This window comes from Janthinobacterium sp. C22, from assembly GCF_057919405.1.
Map to the genome: position 1 here is coordinate 2282304 of NZ_CP193659.1, position 19874 is coordinate 2302177.

Sequence of the window (19874 nt, forward strand, 5' to 3'; positions counted from 1 at the left end):
TGCACGGCGGGGATGCTCATTAAATATACGCGTGATCAAATTTTTCGCAGCAGGCCACACTTTACCATCACCGGGTGGCGAGGGCTGCGACGACTTGTGAGGGGTGAGATGAATTTTTGTCAAAGCAGTACGCTTGACGGCGGGCGCGTGGCGCCGCTGAGGTGCCGGCAGGATTTCCCTATCCGATAGTCGCGGACATCGGCCCTGTCGCGCGCGGATTGCAGGGTGTACGCGCATGGCTGGCCGGTGTCCGTGCCGCTTGCCGCACCTGATCCCGCACGCCATGCTGATGGGCGGGACCAGGTGCGTGGGATTACATCAGGACATTCCCGCCGACTGAGCTTTCCGGGTCAAAGGAAAATACGCGCAATTCTGGCGGCGTGTCTTCGCCGCGCATGATGCGTACGGTGATGACGAAAGACAATTCCCAGCGGCCGCTTGCATAGCCCACGTCCAGCGTATGTTTCCATTCCTGGCGGATATGGTGCAGCGTTGGCGGTACGGTATCGCCCAGAAGTTGCTGGATTTCGAAGTCCAGTGGCAAGCTATAAGTGGCCCCTACGGCTTGCAAGAAGGGCGATGGAGGTGAATAGATGGTCGGGACTTTCGGACCGATCTGCGTCAGTTGCGGCACGCTGATGATGCAGCAATCGATGATCTGGAACGAGCTGAAGCCGCTGTCCTTGGAGCCGCAGCAAGTCACGTCGAGATAGACATGTTGTCCCTTCTGGAAGTGTACCCCGCCCATATAGGGGCCATGGCGTGGATCGGCCGTGCCGTCGCACGAGGTGAAGCTGTAGTCGAGCTGGTTGGTAATCTGATCTGCATCAAAATGCACGGATAACTTCATCCAAGGGCTTACAGGCGTCATGTTTTACGATCTCTTTTCAGGTTAATAATAAACTGCTGGTAGCGAGCATCTCGTCGCAGGTTCAACAGATCGGGGGCTGACTCGATCAAATTGAGGGGATAGCCAAGCGTGCTGGCTTGTTGCAGCGCAGCCAGCGCTTCTCCGCGCATATCCGTAAGTTCATACGTCAGGGCGGCGCGAAACTGTACGTCAGCCATTTTTGGGGCGAGGCTAAGTGCGTGCCGCACGCCCAGGAGCGCGGCTTGCTTTTCTTCCGTGTAGGCCTGGTAAAGCGCCAGGCGTGAAATAACGGTGACATCGTTGGGTTTGCGCTCGACGATGGGCCGTAGCAGGGCGATGGCGCGCGCATAGGATTGTTTGGACGCTTGCATTTGCGCGGGAACCCAGCGCTGTGCATCGGCCAGATTGGCCCACAGCAAGTAGATGCCGGGACTGCCCTTGGTTTCGGATACGGCATTTTCAAACGCCTGCACGGCACCCAGGTAGTCGCCCTTGGCAAACAGCGTTGTTCCTAGGTTGGTGTAAAGCTCCCAGTATGGAGCGATCTGTAGGCCTTGTTGCAAGACCTGTAGCGCTTCGACATCGCGATTCAGTCTTAACAGCGTGGCGTTGAGGAAGGCATAGGTGCTGGGGGAGTGGGGCGACATGGAAATACTTCTCCGGAAGCCTTGTTCGGCACGGGGGTAGTCTCCCTGCCTATAGTGCATGACGCTAAGCAATGTGACAAACACATGCTCGCCGGGATAGGCCGTCATGGCCTGGTCCAGTATGGACTGGGCCAGATCGAATTTATTGCTGGCGATCAGTACGCGTGCCTTGCAATACAAGCCGAGAAAACTGTTCGGTTCGAGATTCAGGGCGTTCGTCGTCGCATGCAGCGCTTCGTCGGTCTTGCCCTGTATTTCATATACCCATGCTTGCGCGACATGCGCGAGTGCCAGTTGATTGTCTGCTTCCAGAGCCTGCCTGGCATTGACTTCGGCCCGATGTAGCCAGGTATCGTCGCGGCCCTCTCCTATATAGCGCAGGCTCGATGCGAGAGACAGCCCTGCTGCGGCCGCGGCATTATTGGGGTTGTGCTGTAATACAGTTGAGAAATGCGTGACCGCCTGTTTCTGGCTATTGTCCTGATCAAACGTGCGCATGGCGTCCATGCCAGCCTTCATGGAGCCCACTTCGGAGTACAGCAAGGTGTCATGGTGGTCACGCCAGGACATCATCAGCTCGGGGCCTTGCCATGCAGTAAGGCCCAATACGAGGATGGCGCCAGCCGCCAGCAGGCTGCGCTTGAGCGGCAGTTGTAGGCGGATGGCAATCGAGGCCGGTGGTTTGACCGTTGGCGCATCGGCTACCGGGGCTGCCTGTGTTACCGGTCCGCTTTGCCACGCCAGTATGACGTCGCGCACGTCGCGCATGGTGCGCGGCCGTTCGGCCGGGTCGTGCGCCGTCATCGCGCGCACGACGGCGTTGATGGCGGGCGGCACCGTATCCGGCAGGTCGGGCCACGGTGCCGTCGCCTGCATGTGGGCGGCGGCCAGGGCCAGGCCGTTCAGGTGGGCGAAGTGGCGCTGGCCGGCCAGCATTTCGTACAGCATGGCGCCCAAGGCATACACGTCGCCGCGCGTGTCGGGCAGGCGGCCCATCAGGCGCTCGGGCGCCATGTAGGCGATGGTGCCCTGCAAGTCGCACAGGGTGGTCGTTTGCGTCGCTTGCGGGTCGATGTGGCGGGCCAGGCCGAAGTCGAGGATGCGCACCTTGCCGTTTGCTTCCAGCATCAGGTTTGACGGTTTCAGGTCGCCGTGCACGAGGTCCATGGCGTGCGCCTCGTCCATCGCGTCGGCGATCTGGTAGGCGATGTCGAGCGCCGACCGCAGGTCAGCCTTGCCGTTGTGCATGAACTGGCCCAGGGTCTGGCCTTCGACCAGTTCCATGACGATGGACTGGCCCGTGCCCTGGCCCTCGATGGCGAAGATGCGCACGAAGGCCGCATGCTTGAGCGAGGCGGCCAGGCGCGCTTCATTGATGAGTTTTTCGGGATGCAGCACGTCGGCTTGCGGTTTTAGCCGCTTCAGCGCCACGCTACGGCACAGCTTGGCATCCCACGCTTCGAATACATGGCCGAAACCGCCTTCGCCCAGCAAGCGGCGCACTTCGTAGTGCCCGCTGATCGTGTCGTCTTGCGGCGGGGTCTGACGCAGGGAGTCGAGCAGTTCCATATACCTTGGCTTCGGAGTGCATCAAGGTGCGCATCAGGCATCGGAGAGGGAACTGCGATGGCTGTGTGCGCAAAATGATTGATTTTGAGTAACTTCCTGATTTAAAACGATTGTTTCGAATAAGTCAATTAGTATTGACAAGGAGTGAATAAAAGCCGCTGCCGTGGGCGAGGCATTGCTTGCCGATTCATGCTTGCAATCTTGTTCAAACTCAATTTTCCCTTTCCCCGCTTCCTCAATAATGCTGATGGGGCTGTACCTACATGTGCGGGTCAGGCGTTGGGAGCGGGCATGGATGAGTTGTTGCAATTTTACGAGCGCGAACTGGGCACCTTACATGCGCACAACCAGGCGTTTGCCCGGCGCTATCCGGCCATCGCGGGAGCGCTGGGCATTCAGGGCGGAGACATGGGCGACCCGCACCTGGCGCGCATGCTGCAGGCGTTTGCCATGTTCAACGCGCGTACGGCCAAACGGCTGGCCGATGGTTTCGGCACCTTCAGCGAAACCTTGTTGGAAGTGAACTTTCCCCATTATTTGCGCCCGTTTCCTGCCTGCGCCATTGCGCGCATCGATAACGACCTTGCGACGTTGACCGAGCCGGCCATGATTCCGCGCGGCACGCTCATGCATGCTGCCGAGCATCAGGGCGTCACCTGCAAGTTCACCACCGTCTACGAGGTCGCCGTGGCGCCGCTGCGCCTGTCCGACGTGCGCTTTCAGTCCATCGTGGCGGCGCCGCCCGCATTGCGCCTGACGCCGGACTTGGGTGCGGCGATCAGCATCACGCTCGAAGCGACGGGCGCCACAGCCACGCTGGACGGGTTGCCGCTGTCGATGCTGCGCCTGTTCCTCGACGGCGAGCCTGCGTTTTGCGCCACCTTGCGCGACAGCCTGTTCCTGCGCACGCGCCGCGCCTGTGTGGAAGTCGATGGCGCCTGGCATGCGCTGGACGCGGTGCCTCTGCACCCGGTCGGTTTTGCCGCCGCAGACGCCTTGATACCGGCCCGAGCCGCCTCGCATCCCGCCTACCGCCTGCTGGGCGAATGGTTTGCCTTTCCGGATAAATTCAATTTCGTCGACCTGGATATGGCCGCGCTGCGCCCGCTGTTGCCTCCGGCGTGCCGGCGTTGCACCGTGCATCTGCTGCTGGCCGACGTGCAGGCCGATGCGGATATCGCGCGCATCCTGCGGCCCCTGTCGGCAAGGCATCTGGTGACGGGATGCACGCCCGTCGTCAACCTGTTCCGCCAGGCGGCCAATCCCATCCGCCTGACGCACGCGAGCGCCGAGCATGTGCTGCTGCCATCGGTCAGACAGGCGCATTGCTACGATATCCACAGCGTCGACAGTGTGCAGGTGCTCGGTGAAACGGCGCAGGGCGCCGCGCTGGACACGTTTTACCCATTTTATTCGATGCGCCACGGCGAGGCGGGCGGGCGCCAGGGGCGCTACTGGGTGACGCGGCGCGACGAAGACATGGCGCTGAGCAATCCCGGCCATGACATGCGCATCGCCTTTGTCGACGGCGCCATGCAGCCGCTGCACGACGCCACGCAAACGGTATCCATCATGCTTACCTGCAGCAACCGCGATTTGCCGAGCCGCCTGGTGTTCGGCAATGCCGCGGGCGATTTGCGCCATGACGGCGTGGCCAGCGCCTTGCCGGTGCGCCTGCTGCGCAAGCCCAGCGCGCCGTGCCGCTTCCCTGCGGGAGTGGCGTCGCACTGGCGGCTGATCGCGCAACTGTCGCTGAATCATCAGTCGCTGAGCGAGCAGGGCTTGCCGCTCTTCAAGCAAATACTCGAGTTGTACAACTTGTCCGGTTCGGCCAGCGCCGCGCGCCAGATCGCGGGCATGACGGGACTGTGCCAGCGCGCCGCCAGTACCTGGCTGCAGGATGAGGCGGGCGGCAGTCTGGTGTTCGGCATCGACGTCCTGCTGTCCGTCGATGAGGAAGCCTTTGTCGGCAGCGGCTTGCATGCATTTGCCCAGGTGATCGAACGCTTTCTCGGGCTGTATGTGCACCTGGGCTCGTTTACCCGCCTGATCGTCCTGTCGCAGAAGACTGGAAAGGAGTTGCTGTGCTGCCTGCCCCGCAATGGAAACCAGGCGCTGGTGTAGTCGCGCGCCTGCTGGCCGATCCGTCCGGCACCGGCTTCTTTCAGGCGGTGCGGCTGCTGTCTGCCTGGCTGATGCAGCAGGGCATCTCGCAGGAGCAGGTGTTTGATGATTGCCTGCGCCTGCATGGCAGCGCATCGCTGTCGTTTGCGCCGGGAGAAATCGAACAGCTGTGGCTGGAGCCGGAAGCAGATGGTCATACGCAGGTGCATGTGCGAGCGGCAATGCTGGGTTTTCTGGGCGTGCATGGCAGCTTGCCGCTGCATTACACGGAAACGCTCGCGCGCCACGAACGGCAAACGGGCGATGGCGGTCCCCGTGACTGGCTCGATACGCTGTCGCAGCGCGCGCTGGCCCTGTTTTACCAGGCCTGGGCACGTTACCGTATCGAATGCCAGATGGACGCCGACGGCGGCGATTTCCTGCCCCTGCAACTGGCCCTGGCCGGTGCCTGGCCTGCCGAGGTGGCACGGCAGGAGGATGGCTTGCCTGCGCATGTGCTGGCCCATTACGCGGCCTTGCTGCGGCATCGGCCCGTGGCGGCCGACGTGATGCAGGCGGTGCTGGCCGAGTATTTCGGCGTGCCCGTGCGCATGCAGCGTTTTGTGGGCGCCTGGTTCCGGCGCGCGCCGCAGGAGCGCACCCTGCTGGCCACCGCGCACGCCCGGCTGGGGCATGGCGCCATGCTGGGCGAGCGCTGCCGGCGCGCCGACTTGCGCGTGCGCCTGGTGCTGGGACCGTTGGAGCGCCGTGTCTACGAGGATTTCTTGCCCGGCCGGCCGGGCGCGCTGGCCCTGCGCCAGATGCTGGCGCTGTTCGGCTTGCCCGGCATGAGCTTTGAAATACGCCTGGTGCTGCGGCGGGAAGACGTGCGCACCTGCGCCCTGGGCACGGGCGCCTGCCTGGCGCAGGATGCTTTTTGGCCGGCAAGCTGCCGGCCCGTGACCGTGACGACATGCATTACGACATACGCTTCGATGGTTCCGCCTGAGACCGCCATACATATTGTGCCCCGATGACTGCTGGAAGGAAGAAAACCATGGAAGACTTCGCGCAATGGATGGCCGTGGACAAGGCCTTGACCGCCGGCAACCGGGCCTTGCGGCTGCGCCTCGCCTACCCGGAAGGCAGCAATGAGGATGTCTTGCTGCCGCAGCGCGTCAGCGGCAGCGAGGCCATCTGCGGCGGGATCGAGTACCGCATCCTGTGCGTCGCCACCGAAGCGCGGTTGCCGCTGAAACAGTTCATCGCCGTGCCGGCCGAATTGCAGATCGTGACGGACCAGGGGCAGCTGCGCAGGGTCTGCGGCATCGTCGCCGAAGCGTGCGCGGGGCAAAGCGACGGCGGGCTGGCCACCTATCAGCTGCTACTGCGCGACGGCCTGGCCCTGATGGAAAAGCGCGTCAACACGCGCGTGTTTCGCAACAAGCATGAATTGCAGATCGTCCAGCTGCTGTTTGAAGAATGGCGGCAGGGCAATAGCGTGCTCGCCGCCAGCCTGGATCTGTCCATCGATGCGGCGCTGGCGGCGCGCAGCCTGCCCGTGCGCGAATTCACGATGCAGCATAATGAATCCGATGCCGCCTTTATCCGCCGCCTTCTCAGGCGCCGCGGCATCGCCTGGTGCTTCCAGGCGGCAGCGCCGTCCGGCCCGAACGCCGCCACCACGCCCGTGCATGCCCTGCTGCTGTTCGACGACGCCAGCCGCCTGACGGAAAACGCGGCTGGCACGGTGCGCTATCACCGCGATGACGCCACCGAGGAAAGGGACACCGTGACGGCCTGGAGCGCCGTGCGTCGCTTGCAAGCAGGAAAATCCGAACGTTACAGCTGGGACGATGGCCACCCGCACAGTCCGCAGTTCATGGCCACGCAGTCGCAGGGCGGCGCAGATCAGGGCGGGAATGGCAATCGCCTGGCGGCCAGTCTCGACGACTATATCGTGGAGCCGCCGCTGGCCGCCGGCAGCAATGACGAATTGCGGCAACTGGGCCAGCTGGCGATGGCGCGTCACGATATGGACAGCAAGTGTTTCCAGGAGAAGGCTGCGTGCGCGACTTTTGCGCGGGCCAATGGTTCAGCCTGGAAGGGCATGCCGATATCGACAGCCACCCGGCGGCCGAGCGCAGTTTCGTCATCACGGCCTTGAGCGTAGCGGCCAGCAATAACTTGCCGACAGGCCTGGATGCCAGGGTCGGGCGCCTGTTTGCGCAGAGCGGCTGGCAGTGCGATGCCGGCCCGGCACAAGGAGCAGGCGCCGATGGCCAGCCGGCCTTGCGCTACCGCAACCGTTTTACTTGCGTGCGGCGCGGCATCGCCATCGTGCCCGCTTTTGACCCGCGCAGCGATTTCCCCGTCGTCCGCCTGCAAAGCGCGCTGGTCGTCGGGCCCGCCGGCGAAGAAGTGCATTGCGATGCGCTGGGGCGCGTCAAGGTGCGTTTTGGCGCCACGCGCGCCCCGGACCACGCGCATGCCAACGGCTCCGGCGCGTCCGATACGGAGCGCGATTCGGCCTGGGTGCGCGTGGCATCGAGCTGGACCGGCAATGGCCCGGGCAGCGGCAAACAATGCGGCACCTTGAGCTTGCCACGCATCGGCGCGGAAGTGCTGATCGACTTTCTCGGCGGCGACCCGGACCGGCCCATCATCGTCGGCCAGCTGTACAACGCCGTGGGCGTGCCGCCGGGCCTGAGCGCGCGCGGCGCCTTGCCGGGCAACCGTTATCTGTCCGGCATGCGCAGCCGCGAAGTGCGGGGCGGGCGCGGCAACCAGCTGTGCTTCGACGACACGCCGTCGCAGATCAGCGCGCAGCTGGCCAGCGACCAGGCGGCCACGCAATTGAACCTCGGCTACCTGACGGAGCCGCGCAGCGACGGCGCAGGGCGGCAGCGCGGCGATGGCTTCGAGTTGCGCAGCGACGCCAGCGGCAGCGTGCGCACGGCCCGTTCGCTGCTGATCTCGGCCTGGAAACAGCTGGGCGCCAGCGGCAAGCAGCTCGACGGCAGCGAGCATGCCGCCCTGATGAAAGAGTGCCTGGAATTGTTGACCTCCCTGGGCGATTTTGCCGCCCAGCACCAGGCGCTGGCTCTGGACGCAGCCGGCAGCAAGACGCTGGGAGCGGCGATTGCCGCCGACCAGCCCGCCGTCAGCATCACGGCGCCCGAGGGCGTGGCGCTGAGCACGCCCCGGACCATTGCCGGCAACGCGGGCGCGAATATCGACCTGGTGGCCCAGCAGCATCTGCAACTGAGCGCGGCCCAGCGCTGCAACGTCAACGGGGGCAAGGGCATTTCCCTGTTCGCGCACCAGGACGGCATCGTGCAGGTGGCCCATTTCGGCAAGTTTTTGCTGCAAAGCCAGCACGATTTATTGCAGGCGGACGCCGCCAAGGACATCCGCCTGACGGCAGGCACGCGCCTGGTCGGCATGGCGCAGGACGAAATCACCTTCATGACGGCGGGCGGCGCCTACCTGAAACTGTCCGGCGGCGCGGTGGAACTGGGCGGTCCCGGCGCGCTGACGGTGAAGACCGATGGCCACCACTGGAACGGCCCGGGCAGCATGAAGGCGGAACTGCCCACCTTCGGCGAAGGCGAGCTGGGCCGCGTGCCGCGCTTGCTGCGTCCCACCGACGGCTTGCCCGTCGAAGGCGTGGAAGTGCACATCGAGCGCGAAGGCGACGGTCCCGTGACGGGCGTCAGCGGTGCCGACGGGCGCGGGCCGAAGGTGGCGACCGACCACCTGCAGCGGCTGAAGGGATTTTTCTTCCGCCGCCGTTCCTGAACCCCGTCACTGGAGAGCACGCCATGCAATTCGATCCCCACCCGCCGCTGTGCGACGACCCCGACATCGACATCCTCGGTCAGTTTTCCTGCAACGCCAATTTCCAGAGCAGCGACCGGGACACGCTGCAGCAACTGCCGCTGCCCGGCATCGTGATCTTCGTGCACGGCGTCAATTCCGATGGCGAGTGGTACGCGGCGGCCGAAGAGGGACTGTGCAACGGCCTCAACGAACGCCTCAAGCGTTCCTGCCATCATATGCAGCACCGTGGCGTGGAAGGCGGCGAACTGAAGGCGGTCAATTATGGCGCCGAAATCACGGCCGAAGGCTTTCTCCATCCGGAGATGTCGGCCGATACCTTGATCCGCGATGCCGGCACTTTTTCTCCCGTGATCCGTTTTCGCTGGGGCTACAAGGCTTCCGGCGAGGAACTGCAGCAATACGGCAAGGGCATCTACCTGAACGAAGACAATTACTGGGGTGGCGGGCCGTTTGCCAATGGCTGCAGCGCGCTGGCCGACCTGTGGAAGGACGGGCTGAGCGAGGGTTTATTCTTGTGGAACAAGATCCAGCACATGAATCCTTTCCCGGAACGGCAAGTGTACAGCTGCCCGCCGCGAGCGTATTTCGTGCTGGCCGCCTACCGCCTGGCCAGGCTGGTCGAAGCCATCCGCCAGCAGCAGGCCGACGTGCCCGTCACCATTGTGTGCCACAGCCAGGGCACGATGGTGGCGATGGCGGCCGCCTTTCTGGGCGCAAACCTGCCCAAGGTAAAGGACAGTTTTCCCTGCGTGGCCGACAACTATGTCATTTGCAATTCGCCGTACAGCCTGGCGAAACGCAATAGCGCCGAGAACTGGGTGGCCGGCAACCTGCGCGCGGCGGACGGCAGCACGGGCCGGGTGACGGTGCAGGCGCGCATCGCCACCCTGAAAAACTTCTTTGCCATCATCGGCCAGCGCGCCAGCCTGGGCGAGGCGCAGACGGACGAGGAAATCGACCGCTGCATGGCCAACCTGGAGCACGGTTTTTCCGCCGCGGCGGACCGCGAGCAATACGGGATTGCCGGCGCCGCCCGGGGCGGCAAGAAATCATCGTATGGCCGGGTGACCATCTATTGCAATCCGCACGATGTGGTGGTGTCGTCCGTCGCCATCGAGGGCATCGGCTGGCGCGGCCTGTCGGGTTCGCTGGCCAAGGACAGCAAGGACGGCGGCGAGCTCGCTGCCACCGAGGCCGCAGGCGTCTGCGTGCAGCGCGTGTTTGCCCAGGGGTTTGAGGTGGGCAAGCAGGGCAGCTATCACTACTGGACCGATCACTGGCGCAAGCCCGCGCCGGGCGGCAAGGACTTCTGGTTTCCGGCGCAGAAATATGCGTCGTATTCCATCAAGCAGGGCGTGGAGGCCAGCCAGGGCGCCTTTTCCACCATCCTGACGGTCGGATTTGCGCCTCTGTTTATCGTGGCAACGGGCCTGGCCAGCAGCCCCTGCAATGCCTCGCCCCACAAAGACTGGAAAATTGAACTGAGCGCCCCCGACCTGCTGCCGCCCTTCAAGCCGCAGTCCTTGCGCTTTGGCCAGACCAGCGAGGAATTCGACGAAGGCTACGAGCCCCCCGGCGAATCGCGCCAGGTGGGCAAGCAGCGCGCGCCCGGCGACGATCTCCTTGCCGATCATGAGATTCCGCCCGGCGGCCTGCAGGGGCGGGCGGGGAAAAATGAAGCCAAACGCATGGACAGCGCCAGGGGCACGGCCGATGACGAGGCGCGCCTGCGATTCGAGCAGCGCGCGGTGATACGCGCGCAAGCCGTACGGGAAGGGAAAAGTCCAGCGGGTCAAAAAGTGCAGCAGGAAATGCCCAACGCCACGCCCGACGCCGAGTACCTGCAATGGCGCAGCACGCGGGTAGGGGAAATGATGTCCAGTCAGGCCGGCGCCTACGCCACCGACCATTCCACCATCCTGACCAACCCCATGCACTCAGAGCGGGCGCTTGCGTATGACGTGGCGGTGGGCGTGTGCCGCATCAAGCCGGACCAGCTGCGCAAGTTGAGGGTGGCGGCGGATTGGCGGTTGTTGAGGGCACTAAATAATACTGAATCCGCTAAATTGTTCGAAGAATATTTTAATGATGGGAAATTGCATGGTTTGACCATTACTCAATGGTCTCAGCAGACTGGTGGAGAAGGAAATCTTCCTGTATCCATAGTTGACGTGAGAGAGAACCCTGCTCTTGATTCTCGTCCTAATTCCGGTGAACGAGCATTTTTATAAAGAGAAATCACATTTCATATAAATTCCTAAATATTAGGTAAATATTTATCTTGTTGGAGATCATGTCATGGCTAGATCTATATTGTTATCTATACTCGGTGCGTTTTTGATTGTTTTAGTTTTGTCAGCTTGCGCCCGTTTACGTACATCGGCAAACATAGTGACTCCTGTCGTTCCTATTGATGGATCTTTAGTGCAGAGACCATTTCTGGCTCAGGTAGTCGGGTTGCAATGGTTAAATCCTTTGCATCGTAGAGACTATCCCACTGAATGGCAGCTACTTTGGACCCTTGGCCTGGCACGGCCTAATCCGAACGATGATATGGTAAAAGAAAAACCTGAAAAATATTCTAAGTTGCAGAGTATTGCCTCCATTGCTATAGGTAATGGAGGCTCTGAAACTTTCGATGGATACCATGAAAAATACATTAATGAGTTAATGAACTTGTACCATGATGTGTATTACTCCGACTCGGAATATTTTTATAACGTTCATTCAGCCGAGGACAAATCACGCTGGCGAGAGTTGGCTGGTATTCATATCGAATATGCCCTGCCAGAAGGTAAGCTCGATCCGGTCGAAACGATAGCATTTGTGCGCAAAAGAGTTGCAAGAACTTTTAGCATCGGCAACATCCACTCTCCTACCCTGTGGACCCGCTCCACCCCACCCGACGTTCGCCTCACCATGGGCGGCCCCAACGCCGGTTTTACGTCACTTTCCGCCGCGCTCGACTACCTGCAAAGCCATCCCAAGGAAACCGTCTGGGCCATGAACTGGGATGCGCCCAGCCGGCCTTTGGACCGGCAGATCAACGAAAACCTGGTGCTGCTGGTGCTGGCCGGCCCCGACTACAAGACGGAGCGGCGCCGCTGGCGTGGCTAGGGTATCCAAGCACGAAACAGGCTGCGGATTTTGAAGTCAAAAAGGGCGAACCGCCGCGCCTGGTGCAGGCGTGGACGGAGGCCATCGAGGATGCGGCGGCGAAGGCCAGCAGGCAGGATACGGAGATCGGCTATCTGATCCACGACGCGGGCAATACGCACCCGGATTCGTCGGCACGGCTCGGTGCGCTGGCGCAGACGCTCACCGTGCAATTGCCGGAATTCGATCTGCTGAAGCAAAGCTTCAATCTGACGGCCGTGCTGGGCGAGACGGGCGCGGGCACGGCGCTGACGAACGTGGCGCTGGGCATCGCCTACGCGCACCATTTCGGCAAACCCGTGCTGGTGGCCGGCACCAGCGACCTGCTTGCCCCCGTGGCGCTGGTGGTGGCGCCGCCCGCCGTCGTACGGCCGATCCAGCCCGGCAAGCCCTGGTTCCGCGCGCGCGGCGGCAACCATGCCTACCTGCCTTGGTGGGGCTTGCGCCACGATGCGCCCGAGTATTACCAAGGGTTTTCGCAATGAGGGCGCTGATCGGTGTGCTCATGTCGATGTTGCTTGGCGCGTGCGCGACGCCGCCATTGCCGGAGGCAACGGTGCCACACAGCGGTCCGTTTATGGCGCAGGTGGTGGGACTGCAATGGCTGAACCCTTTGCAACGTCGGGATTACCCCACGCAATGGCAGTTGCTGTGGACCTTGGGGCTGGTACAGCCAAATCCTGGCGACGATATGGTCAAGGAAAACACTATCAAGTATTCCAGCTTACAGGCTGTCTCACCTGTCGTCGCTGGAAATGAAGGTCAGGAAACGTTTCGCGGTTATCATCGGAAGTACATTCGTGAAGTTATGAATTTATTCCGTAGCCCGTATTTTTCAGATCCTGAATATTTCTACAATGTTCACTCAGCAAAGGATAGATCGCGCTGGCGTGAATTGGCCGGCATCCACGTTGAGTATGCGATTCCTGAAGGAAAGCTTGATCTTGCAGATGCGACGAATTTTGTGCGCGAGTATATTCGTGATATCTTTGATATCGGCAACCCAAACTTCCCCACCCTCTGGACCCGCTCCACCCCACCCGACGTCCGCATCACCATGGGCGGCCCCAACGCAGGTTTTACTTCGCTCTCCGCCGCACTCGACTATCTGCAAACGCACCCCAAGGAAACCGTCTGGGCCATGAACTGGGATGCACCCAGCCGGCCGCTGGACCGGCAGATCAACGAGAACCTGGTGCTGCTGGTGCTGGCCGGCCCCGACTACAAGACGGAGCGGGCGCCGCTGGCGTGGCTAGGGTATCCAAGCACGAAACAGGCTGCGGATTTTGAAGTCAAAAGGGCGAACCGCCGCGCCTGGTGCAGGCGTGGACGGCGGCCATCGAGGAGGCGGCGGCGAAGGCGAACAGGCCGGATACTGACATCGGCTATCTCATCCACGATGCCGGCAATTCGCACCCGGATTCGTCCGCGCGGCTGGGTGCGCTGGCGCAGACGCTCACCGTGCAATTGCCGGAATTCGATCTGCTGAAGCAAAGCTTCAACTTGACGGCCGTGCTGGGCGAGACGGGCGCGGGCACGGCGCTGACGAACGTCGCGCTGGGCATCGCCTATGCGCACCATTTCGGCAAACCCGTGCTGGTGGCCGGCACCAGCGACCTGCTTGCCCCCGTGGCGCTGGTGGTGGCGCCGCCCGCCGTCGTGCGGCCGATCCAGCCCGGCAAGCCCTGGTTCCGCGCGCGCGGCGGCAATCATGCCTACCTGCCCTGGTGGGGCTTGCGCCACGATGCGCCCGAGTATTACCAAGGGTTTTCGCAATGAAGCGTTTTACCTATTCAAGGAGAAGAGCATGCGTGGCGTGATCCGCTTGAACGATCCCACCAGCCATGGCGGCAAGGTGGTGGGCGCGGCACCGAACAGTACCGTGCTGGGCGTGGCCGTGGCGCGCAAGGGCGACCCTTGCGTGTGTCCGATCAAGGGCCACGTGCGCTGCGTGATCGCCGAGGGCGATCCGCAGGTGCTGATCGACGGCGTGCCCGTGGCCTTCGATGGCCACAAGACCAGCTGCGGCGCCAGCCTGATGTCTACCGTGGGCAACAGCGGGCGCGCTTAGGCCAGGCTCGTGTCGATGGCCGCGCCCAGCTTGTCGACGAGCTCATCGACGTGGCTGGCGTCGATGATGTAGGGCGGCGCCAGCAGGATGTGGTCGCCGTGCAGGCCGTCGATGGTGCCGCCCATGGGGTAGCACATCAGTCCATTCTGCATGGCTTGCGCCTTGATGCGCGCGTGCAGGCGGCGGGCCGGGTCGAACGGCTGCTTGCCGGCGCGCTCCTGCACCAGTTCCAGGCCCAGGAACAGGCCGCGGCCGCGGATGTCGCCCACGTGCGGGTGCCCGCCGAAACGCTGGCGCAGCCGCTCCTGCAGCAAGCCGCCCATGGCGCGCACGTTGGCCAATAAATCGCGCTCCTCGATCTGCCGCTGCACGGCCAGGGCGGCGGCGCACGCCGTGGCGTGGCCGATATACGTGTGGCCGTGCTGGAAGAAGCCCGTGCCGGCGCGGATGGTCTCGCGGACGTCCTGCGACACCATCACGGCGCCGATGGGCTGGTAGCCGGCGCCCAGGCCCTTGGCGATGCAGATCAGGTCGGCCGTGATGGCTTCCTGCTCGCAGGCGAACAGGCTGCCCGTGCGCCCCATGCCGCACATGACTTCGTCGAGGATCAGGAGGATGCCGTGGCGCTGGCAGATGGCGCGCATGCGCGCAAAATAGCCGTTTACTGCGGGCAGGGCACCGGCCGTGGCGCCGACGACGGGTTCGGCGATGAAGGCCATGACGTTCTCCGCGCCCAGTGCGGCGATATGGTCTTCCAGCTCCTGGCCCAGGCGCGCCACGTAGGCGGCATCCGTTTCATGCGCCTGCTGGTCGCGCCAGGCATAGCAGGGCGACACATGGGTCACGCCAATCAGCAATGGCTCGAACTGCTGGCGGCGCCAGGCGTTGCCGCCCGTGGCCAGCGCGCCCAGGGTATTGCCGTGATAGCTCTGGCGGCGGGCGATGACGTGGCGGCGCTGCGGCTGGCCCCGCTCGACGAAATACTGGCGCGCCAGCTTGAGCGCGCTTTCCACCGCTTCCGAGCCGCCGGAGACGAAATACACGCTGTCGATGCCGGCTGGTGCCCTGGCGACGAGGAAATCGGCCAGCTGCTCCATCGGCTCGCTGGTGAAAAACGAGCTGTGTGCATACGCCATCGTCGCAATCTGCCGCTGCACGGCGGAAATCACGGCCGTATCCGAATGGCCGAGGCAAGAGACGGCCGCGCCGCCGCAGGCGTCCAGGTAGCGCTTGCCGTCCGCGTCGATCAGGTAAGGGCCGTCGCCGCCTGTGGCGACAGGGTAGGTGGCGGTCAGGCTGCGGTGGAAGACATGGCTCATGGCATCGCTTTCTTATCGGCAAAGGGGGAATGGCCGATTATAGGAGGCGTTGCGCCGCATTGCAACGATTGATGTATTTGTTTTTAATTTACATCATTCGATGTTTTTGCGTAGGCGCCCAGCGCCCGCAGCTGGCTTTCCGCCGCGCCGATGGCCGTGACGGCATCCGGTCCCGCGCGTGCCACCAGCAATTCCACCAGGCTTTCCACGGCCGCGACGCCGGCCACGATGGAAGGGAAGAACGAGGGGCTGTCGACGGCGATGACGATGCTGGCGTCGGCCTGCAGGGCCAGCGGCGACATGGCGCTGTCGCTGATGGCGACCACCTGGCAGCCGGCCTGGCGCGCCGTTTGCGCCACCAGCAGCGCTTCGCTCGAATACGGCGCGAAGCTGACGACGACGACGGCTTCGCCCGCCTGCAGGGCGCGCAAGTCCATTTCCAGGGTGCCGCCCTGACCGCTCAGCAGCTGCACGCTGGGCGCAGCAGCCGGTACAGGTAGTGCAGGGTGTAGGCGATCGGGTGGGCGGCGCGAAAGCCGGCCACGTGCACGCGGGGCGCCGCCTGCAGCAGGCTGGCGGCCGCGTCCAGGGCGGCGTGGTTGGCGCTTTCCGTAGCGGCCAGGTTGCGCTGCTGCACAGTGAACACTTCGGTGACCAGGTCGCGCTCTGTCCCCTCCTTGCCGGCCAGCGCGCCCGCCTTGGCCGCGTAGCCGGCAGGTCCCGCGCGCAGGCGTTCGACGAAGATGGCTTTCAGTTCGGGCCAGCCGGCAAAGCCCAGCTGCTGCGCCAGGCGCACCAGGGCGGCCGACTGGACTTGCGCGCGCGCAGCGATGCTGCGCATCGAGGACACGGCAACTTCGTCCGGATGGTCGGCCAGGTAGCGGGCGCCGGCCTGGAATTGCGGGCTCAGTTCCGCATGGCGCGCCTTGATCAGGTCCATCAGTGCCGCATAGGTGTCGTGGGGTGTCGCTGCCTGCATCGCCGTGCCTCATGTAGTAGGTTGCGGCGATGGTACAGGATTCGTCAGCGCACCGGTAGCGGCGTGCCTTGCGCACGGGCGGCCGTGCGCGGACGCAGGCGGGCAAACAGGTGCGGCCCGGCCGGTTTGCGGCGCGGTCCCGTCGTCAGCACGCGCAAGGCGGTGGGCAGCGGCACGTCGTGGCAATGCAAAAACAGGGCGGCGGCGCCCGTGCCGGCCATTTCCTGCAAGGCCAGCGCATGTTCGACCAGCGCCGCCGTGCGCATGTCGAGCCGTACGGGGATGTCGGGCTGGAATAACTGTGTATCGATGGGCCGTGCATTGCGCATGCTGTCCCCCGCCGGGTTCGCTAGTCAAGCTGCCAGCATAAAAGCGCCCCGGCGCCATCGCTTTGCGCCACATCAATTCCTATGTCGGATAGATTCCACAAGGCAAAAAAACGCCAACCGTTGCCGGCTGGCGCTGAAAACCCTCGAAGGAAGAAAGGGGGAATGAGTTAGTAGCTCCAGCGTATCGATAAACCGACGACCTTGTCATAGCGCCGCACATCGCGCACATACTCCGGCGTGTCGTGGTAGTCGCGGTAGGTCGAGTCGAGCAGGTTGTTCGCGTCCAGCGTCACCGTGGTGTGCGGGTTGAGCTTGTACGAGACCGACGCGTCCAGGGTCTTGGTCGGCGCCACGGTCAGGTGGATGCCCTTGCCGCGGTAGTTGTAGTCGTCGACGTACTTGTCGCGCCAGCTGTAGGCCAGGCGCGCCGACCACGGTCCCTGTTCGTACAGGCCGACGATATTGGCCGACCACTTCGACATGCCCGTGAACGGGTGCGCGCTGCCATTGAGTTCTTCCAGCTCGCCCGTCATGTAGGTGGCGTTGGCCTGCAGGCCCAGGCCGCCAAGCCAGCCGGGCAGCTTGTCGTAGAACTGCTGGTAGGCCATCTCCATGCCCTGCAGATGGCCCTTCGAGGTGTTGCGCGGACGCGTGATGTCGTACTCGATGCCGTTGTACGTTTCCTTGGCCGAACCGGACAGGATGTAATTCTTGAAGTTGTGGCGGAACACGGTGGCCGTGACGGAACCCGTCTGGGCGAAATACCATTCCAGCGCCAGGTCCAGGTTCTTGCCTTCCACGGGCTTGAGGTCGGGATTGCCGCCGCCGCCCGTCGGGCGCACCATTTCCAGGCTCTGGCCCAGGCTTACGCCCGGGTTGAAGTCGGCGAAGTTGGGGCGCTGCACGGCCTTGCCGGCCGTCAGACGGGCGATCAGGTCCTGGCGCAGCATGGCTTTCAGGGTCAGGCTGGGCAGCACGTCCGTATCCGACGTCTTCACGCGCACGGGCGTGACGATGCCGTTTTGCGAGGAATTGCCTTGCAAGTCCTGCTTCGTCTGCACCACGCGCACGCCCAAGGTGCCATCGACCGGTACCTGCGCCAGGTCAAAGCCGATGCGCGCCTTGCCGTACACGGCGTTGGTTTTTTCCACATCCTTGTAATGGGTCATCGGATCGTCCGGGCTGCGTTCGCTGCTGCCCGTAAACAGCTGGCGCAGCACGGCCGTGTTGTTGAGCATGAAGTCGCGACATGGCGTGAGCCAGCTTTGCAGGCCGAAGTTGCCCGTGTTGTCGTGCGAGGCGCACGCCAGGCCGGGAATCGCGTCCGCATACATGGTCGAAGACAAGCCTCCCTGGCCATTTTTTTCGCGGATCGATTCGGCCTTGCGCTTGGCCAGGCGCACGCCGCCCGAAAATTCGCGGAAGAAGCCCGTGCTGTCCATGTCGTAGGTAAGGTCGCCGCGCCAGTCGGTGGAGCTGCCTTCGTCGTGGCTATGATTGTCGTAGAAACCGAGCAGCGTGTAGTTCTTCGGATCGGTCATGTTGTAGCCGGGGTAGCTGATCTGCGCGCCGCCGTTGACGTTCGTGCTGCCGATCACGCTGGTCGGATGGGCGAGGAAGTCGAGGATGGGGAATTCGCGTTCGAAGTTGCTGACCGTGCGCGCCAGTTCCGTCGTGGCGCGCAGCTGCGGCGTGATGTCCCAGCGCGCGCCGATGGCGCCTTGCGAACCGATCGAGCGGTCGCGCCGCGCCTGGGTCGAACCGAGGGTGAACGGCGACCACGGGCCGTCGATCTTGCCCACCGTGGCCGCCTGGCTGGTGCCGGGGATCAGCGTGATGTCCGGGTTCTGGCCCCAGGGCAGCGAACCGACGAAGAATTGGCTGTCGAACGCATGCTTGATCAGGGTCGACATGCCTTCCGCATACACTTCCACCTGCGAGTTCGGCCGCCACTGGAAGGCGGCATTTGCCGCGTAGCGCTTGCGGTCGCCCACGGTCGGGATCATGCCGACGGAGTCGGGACCCGTGATATTGCCCGCTTCGGAGCGCTTGACGGGTTCGGCGTTCCAGATCGTCTCGTCATAGTATTTGCTGCGCTGGTAGGACAGGCCGAGCAGGGCGCCGAATTCGCCGTATGGGGTCTTCCAGCGGTTCGAGAGCATGCCGCTGACGTTCGGGTCCGTCGAGCCGGACTTGTCGCGGTGCTCGGCGCGCACGTTGCCCGATGCCGTAAAGCCCTTGAAATCGAAGGGGCGGTTGGTGCGCACGTCGACCACGCCGGCCGTGCCGCCTTCGACCATGTCGGCCCCCTGCGACTTATATACGTCCACGCGCTGCAGCATGGCCGTCGGAATGTCGGCCAGGTACAGGCTGCGGCCCACCGAGGTAAACATCTCGCGGCCGTTCAGCAGGGTCACCACGCCGGGCAAGCCGCGGATGATGACGGAGCCGGCCTCGCCGCCTTCGCGGCGGATCTGCACGCCCGTCACGCGGCCGAGGATTTCGGCCACGTTCTTGTCGGGGAATTTGCCGATTTCATCGGCGACGATGGAATCGACCACCTGGTCGTTGTTCTTCTTGATCGTCTGCGCGCTTTGCGCTGCCCGGCGCACGCCCGTGACGGCGACGACGGCGATGCCGCTGTCGGCTGGCGTTGCCGCTGGTGCCGTTTCTTCCACTGGTGTTTCCGCGGCGGGCGCCTGTTGCGCCCAGACGGAAGCGCTGCTCAGCAGGCCTGCGCCGGCCAGCGCGGCCACCGTGGCCTTCAAGGTCAGCCGTGTGTTGTGCCGGGACGTGCGGGTGCCCGTTGCCATCGATTGCATCATCTTGTCTCCACCTGTATTTTAGTTATGTTGAGAACGCTGCGGCAGTCGCCGCCAGAGCTGGAACATGCTCAAGAAACATGGTAGGTGGGAATGACTTTGCCCCACAAATGACTTCTTTTGCGATGTCCATATCAATTCCGGTATCCCTGCTGCATTCATGCG

Annotated in this window: 14 protein-coding genes and 1 pseudogene; 9 read left to right on the plus strand and 6 right to left on the minus strand. The window is 63.4% G+C overall.

Annotation, left to right across the window (positions count from 1 at the left end; all coding sequences use genetic code 11):
* Positions 1–313: 313 nt before the first annotated feature.
* Both ACRHIG_RS10590 and ACRHIG_RS10595 read right to left on the minus strand, forming a co-directional pair.
* A complete protein-coding gene (locus ACRHIG_RS10590) occupies positions 314–871 on the minus strand; it encodes a hypothetical protein (RefSeq protein ID WP_475417972.1) in 558 nt (185 codons plus the stop codon).
* Positions 868–3087: a protein kinase domain-containing protein gene (locus tag ACRHIG_RS10595; protein ID WP_489630136.1), complete on the minus strand. Its 2220-nt coding sequence runs from the start codon at positions 3085–3087 to the stop codon at positions 868–870. The genes ACRHIG_RS10590 and ACRHIG_RS10595 overlap by 4 nt, the downstream gene beginning before the upstream one ends.
* Positions 3088–3378: 291 nt before the next feature.
* Between ACRHIG_RS10595 and tssF the strand changes: the two genes are divergently transcribed.
* The 9 genes from tssF to ACRHIG_RS10640 all read left to right on the plus strand — a co-directional run bounded on the left by tssF (position 3379) and on the right by ACRHIG_RS10640 (position 14260).
* Positions 3379–5211: a type VI secretion system baseplate subunit TssF gene (gene tssF, locus ACRHIG_RS10600; RefSeq protein ID WP_489630137.1), complete on the plus strand. Its 1833-nt coding sequence runs from the start codon at positions 3379–3381 to the stop codon at positions 5209–5211.
* Complete coding sequence (gene tssG, locus ACRHIG_RS10605; protein WP_489630138.1) at positions 5172–6227, plus strand: type VI secretion system baseplate subunit TssG; 1056 nt, start codon at positions 5172–5174, stop codon at positions 6225–6227. The genes tssF and tssG overlap by 40 nt, the downstream gene beginning before the upstream one ends.
* Before the next feature lie 20 nt (positions 6228–6247).
* Positions 6248–7357 (plus strand): contractile injection system protein, VgrG/Pvc8 family, encoded by a 1110-nt coding sequence (locus tag ACRHIG_RS10610; RefSeq protein ID WP_489630139.1) that lies wholly within the window; start codon positions 6248–6250, stop codon positions 7355–7357.
* On the plus strand, positions 7258–8991 hold the full coding sequence (locus ACRHIG_RS10615) for a DUF2345 domain-containing protein (protein WP_489630140.1): 1734 nt from the start codon (positions 7258–7260) through the stop codon (positions 8989–8991). Before ACRHIG_RS10610 ends, ACRHIG_RS10615 begins: the two co-directional genes overlap by 100 nt.
* A gap of 23 nt (positions 8992–9014) precedes the next feature.
* Complete coding sequence (locus ACRHIG_RS10620) at positions 9015–11264, plus strand: T6SS effector phospholipase Tle3 domain-containing protein (RefSeq protein ID WP_489630141.1); 2250 nt, start codon at positions 9015–9017, stop codon at positions 11262–11264.
* Positions 11265–11586: 322 nt separating this feature from the next.
* Positions 11587–12150, plus strand: a complete 564-nt coding sequence (locus ACRHIG_RS10625; RefSeq protein WP_489630142.1) for a hypothetical protein — start codon at positions 11587–11589, stop codon at positions 12148–12150.
* Positions 12151–12212: 62 nt separating this feature from the next.
* On the plus strand, positions 12213–12674 hold the full coding sequence (locus ACRHIG_RS10630) for a hypothetical protein (RefSeq protein ID WP_489630143.1): 462 nt from the start codon (positions 12213–12215) through the stop codon (positions 12672–12674).
* 832 nt (positions 12675–13506) lie between these two features.
* Positions 13507–13968 carry a hypothetical protein gene (locus tag ACRHIG_RS10635; protein WP_489630144.1) on the plus strand — a complete coding sequence of 154 codons (462 nt, stop codon included), beginning with the start codon at positions 13507–13509 and terminating at the stop codon, positions 13966–13968.
* Between the two features lie 28 nt (positions 13969–13996).
* Positions 13997–14260 (plus strand): PAAR domain-containing protein, encoded by a 264-nt coding sequence (locus ACRHIG_RS10640; RefSeq protein ID WP_133989897.1) that lies wholly within the window; start codon positions 13997–13999, stop codon positions 14258–14260.
* On the opposite strand, the gene ACRHIG_RS10645 is transcribed toward ACRHIG_RS10640, so the two are convergent.
* From ACRHIG_RS10645 to ACRHIG_RS10660, 4 genes and pseudogenes are all read right to left on the minus strand, one after another.
* Positions 14257–15579: an aspartate aminotransferase family protein gene (locus ACRHIG_RS10645; protein WP_489630145.1), complete on the minus strand. Its 1323-nt coding sequence runs from the start codon at positions 15577–15579 to the stop codon at positions 14257–14259. The genes ACRHIG_RS10640 and ACRHIG_RS10645 overlap by 4 nt on opposite strands.
* A gap of 83 nt (positions 15580–15662) precedes the next feature.
* Positions 15663–16558, minus strand: a pseudogene (locus tag ACRHIG_RS10650) (MurR/RpiR family transcriptional regulator).
* Positions 16559–16602: 44 nt separating this feature from the next.
* The gene (locus ACRHIG_RS10655) at positions 16603–16887 is read right to left on the minus strand and encodes a hypothetical protein (RefSeq protein WP_489630146.1); all 285 of its coding nucleotides are present in this window, start codon (positions 16885–16887) and stop codon (positions 16603–16605) included.
* Positions 16888–17054: 167 nt separating this feature from the next.
* Positions 17055–19712: a TonB-dependent receptor gene (locus ACRHIG_RS10660; RefSeq protein WP_489630147.1), complete on the minus strand. Its 2658-nt coding sequence runs from the start codon at positions 19710–19712 to the stop codon at positions 17055–17057.
* Positions 19713–19874: the final 162 nt, after the last annotated feature.

Coding starts and splice junctions, on each gene's coding strand:
- ACRHIG_RS10590 (WP_475417972.1), bottom strand. CDS start 871: ATGACGCCTGTAAGCCCTTGGATGAAGTTATCCGTGCATTTTGATGCA.
- ACRHIG_RS10595 (WP_489630136.1), bottom strand. CDS start 3,087: ATGGAACTGCTCGACTCCCTGCGTCAGACCCCGCCGCAAGACGACACG.
- tssF (WP_489630137.1), top strand. CDS start 3,379: ATGGATGAGTTGTTGCAATTTTACGAGCGCGAACTGGGCACCTTACAT.
- ACRHIG_RS10610 (WP_489630139.1), top strand. CDS start 6,248: ATGGAAGACTTCGCGCAATGGATGGCCGTGGACAAGGCCTTGACCGCC.
- ACRHIG_RS10620 (WP_489630141.1), top strand. CDS start 9,015: ATGCAATTCGATCCCCACCCGCCGCTGTGCGACGACCCCGACATCGAC.
- ACRHIG_RS10625 (WP_489630142.1), top strand. CDS start 11,587: ATGGTAAAAGAAAAACCTGAAAAATATTCTAAGTTGCAGAGTATTGCC.
- ACRHIG_RS10640 (WP_133989897.1), top strand. CDS start 13,997: ATGCGTGGCGTGATCCGCTTGAACGATCCCACCAGCCATGGCGGCAAG.
- ACRHIG_RS10645 (WP_489630145.1), bottom strand. CDS start 15,579: ATGAGCCATGTCTTCCACCGCAGCCTGACCGCCACCTACCCTGTCGCC.
- ACRHIG_RS10655 (WP_489630146.1), bottom strand. CDS start 16,887: ATGCGCAATGCACGGCCCATCGATACACAGTTATTCCAGCCCGACATC.
- ACRHIG_RS10660 (WP_489630147.1), bottom strand. CDS start 19,712: ATGATGCAATCGATGGCAACGGGCACCCGCACGTCCCGGCACAACACA.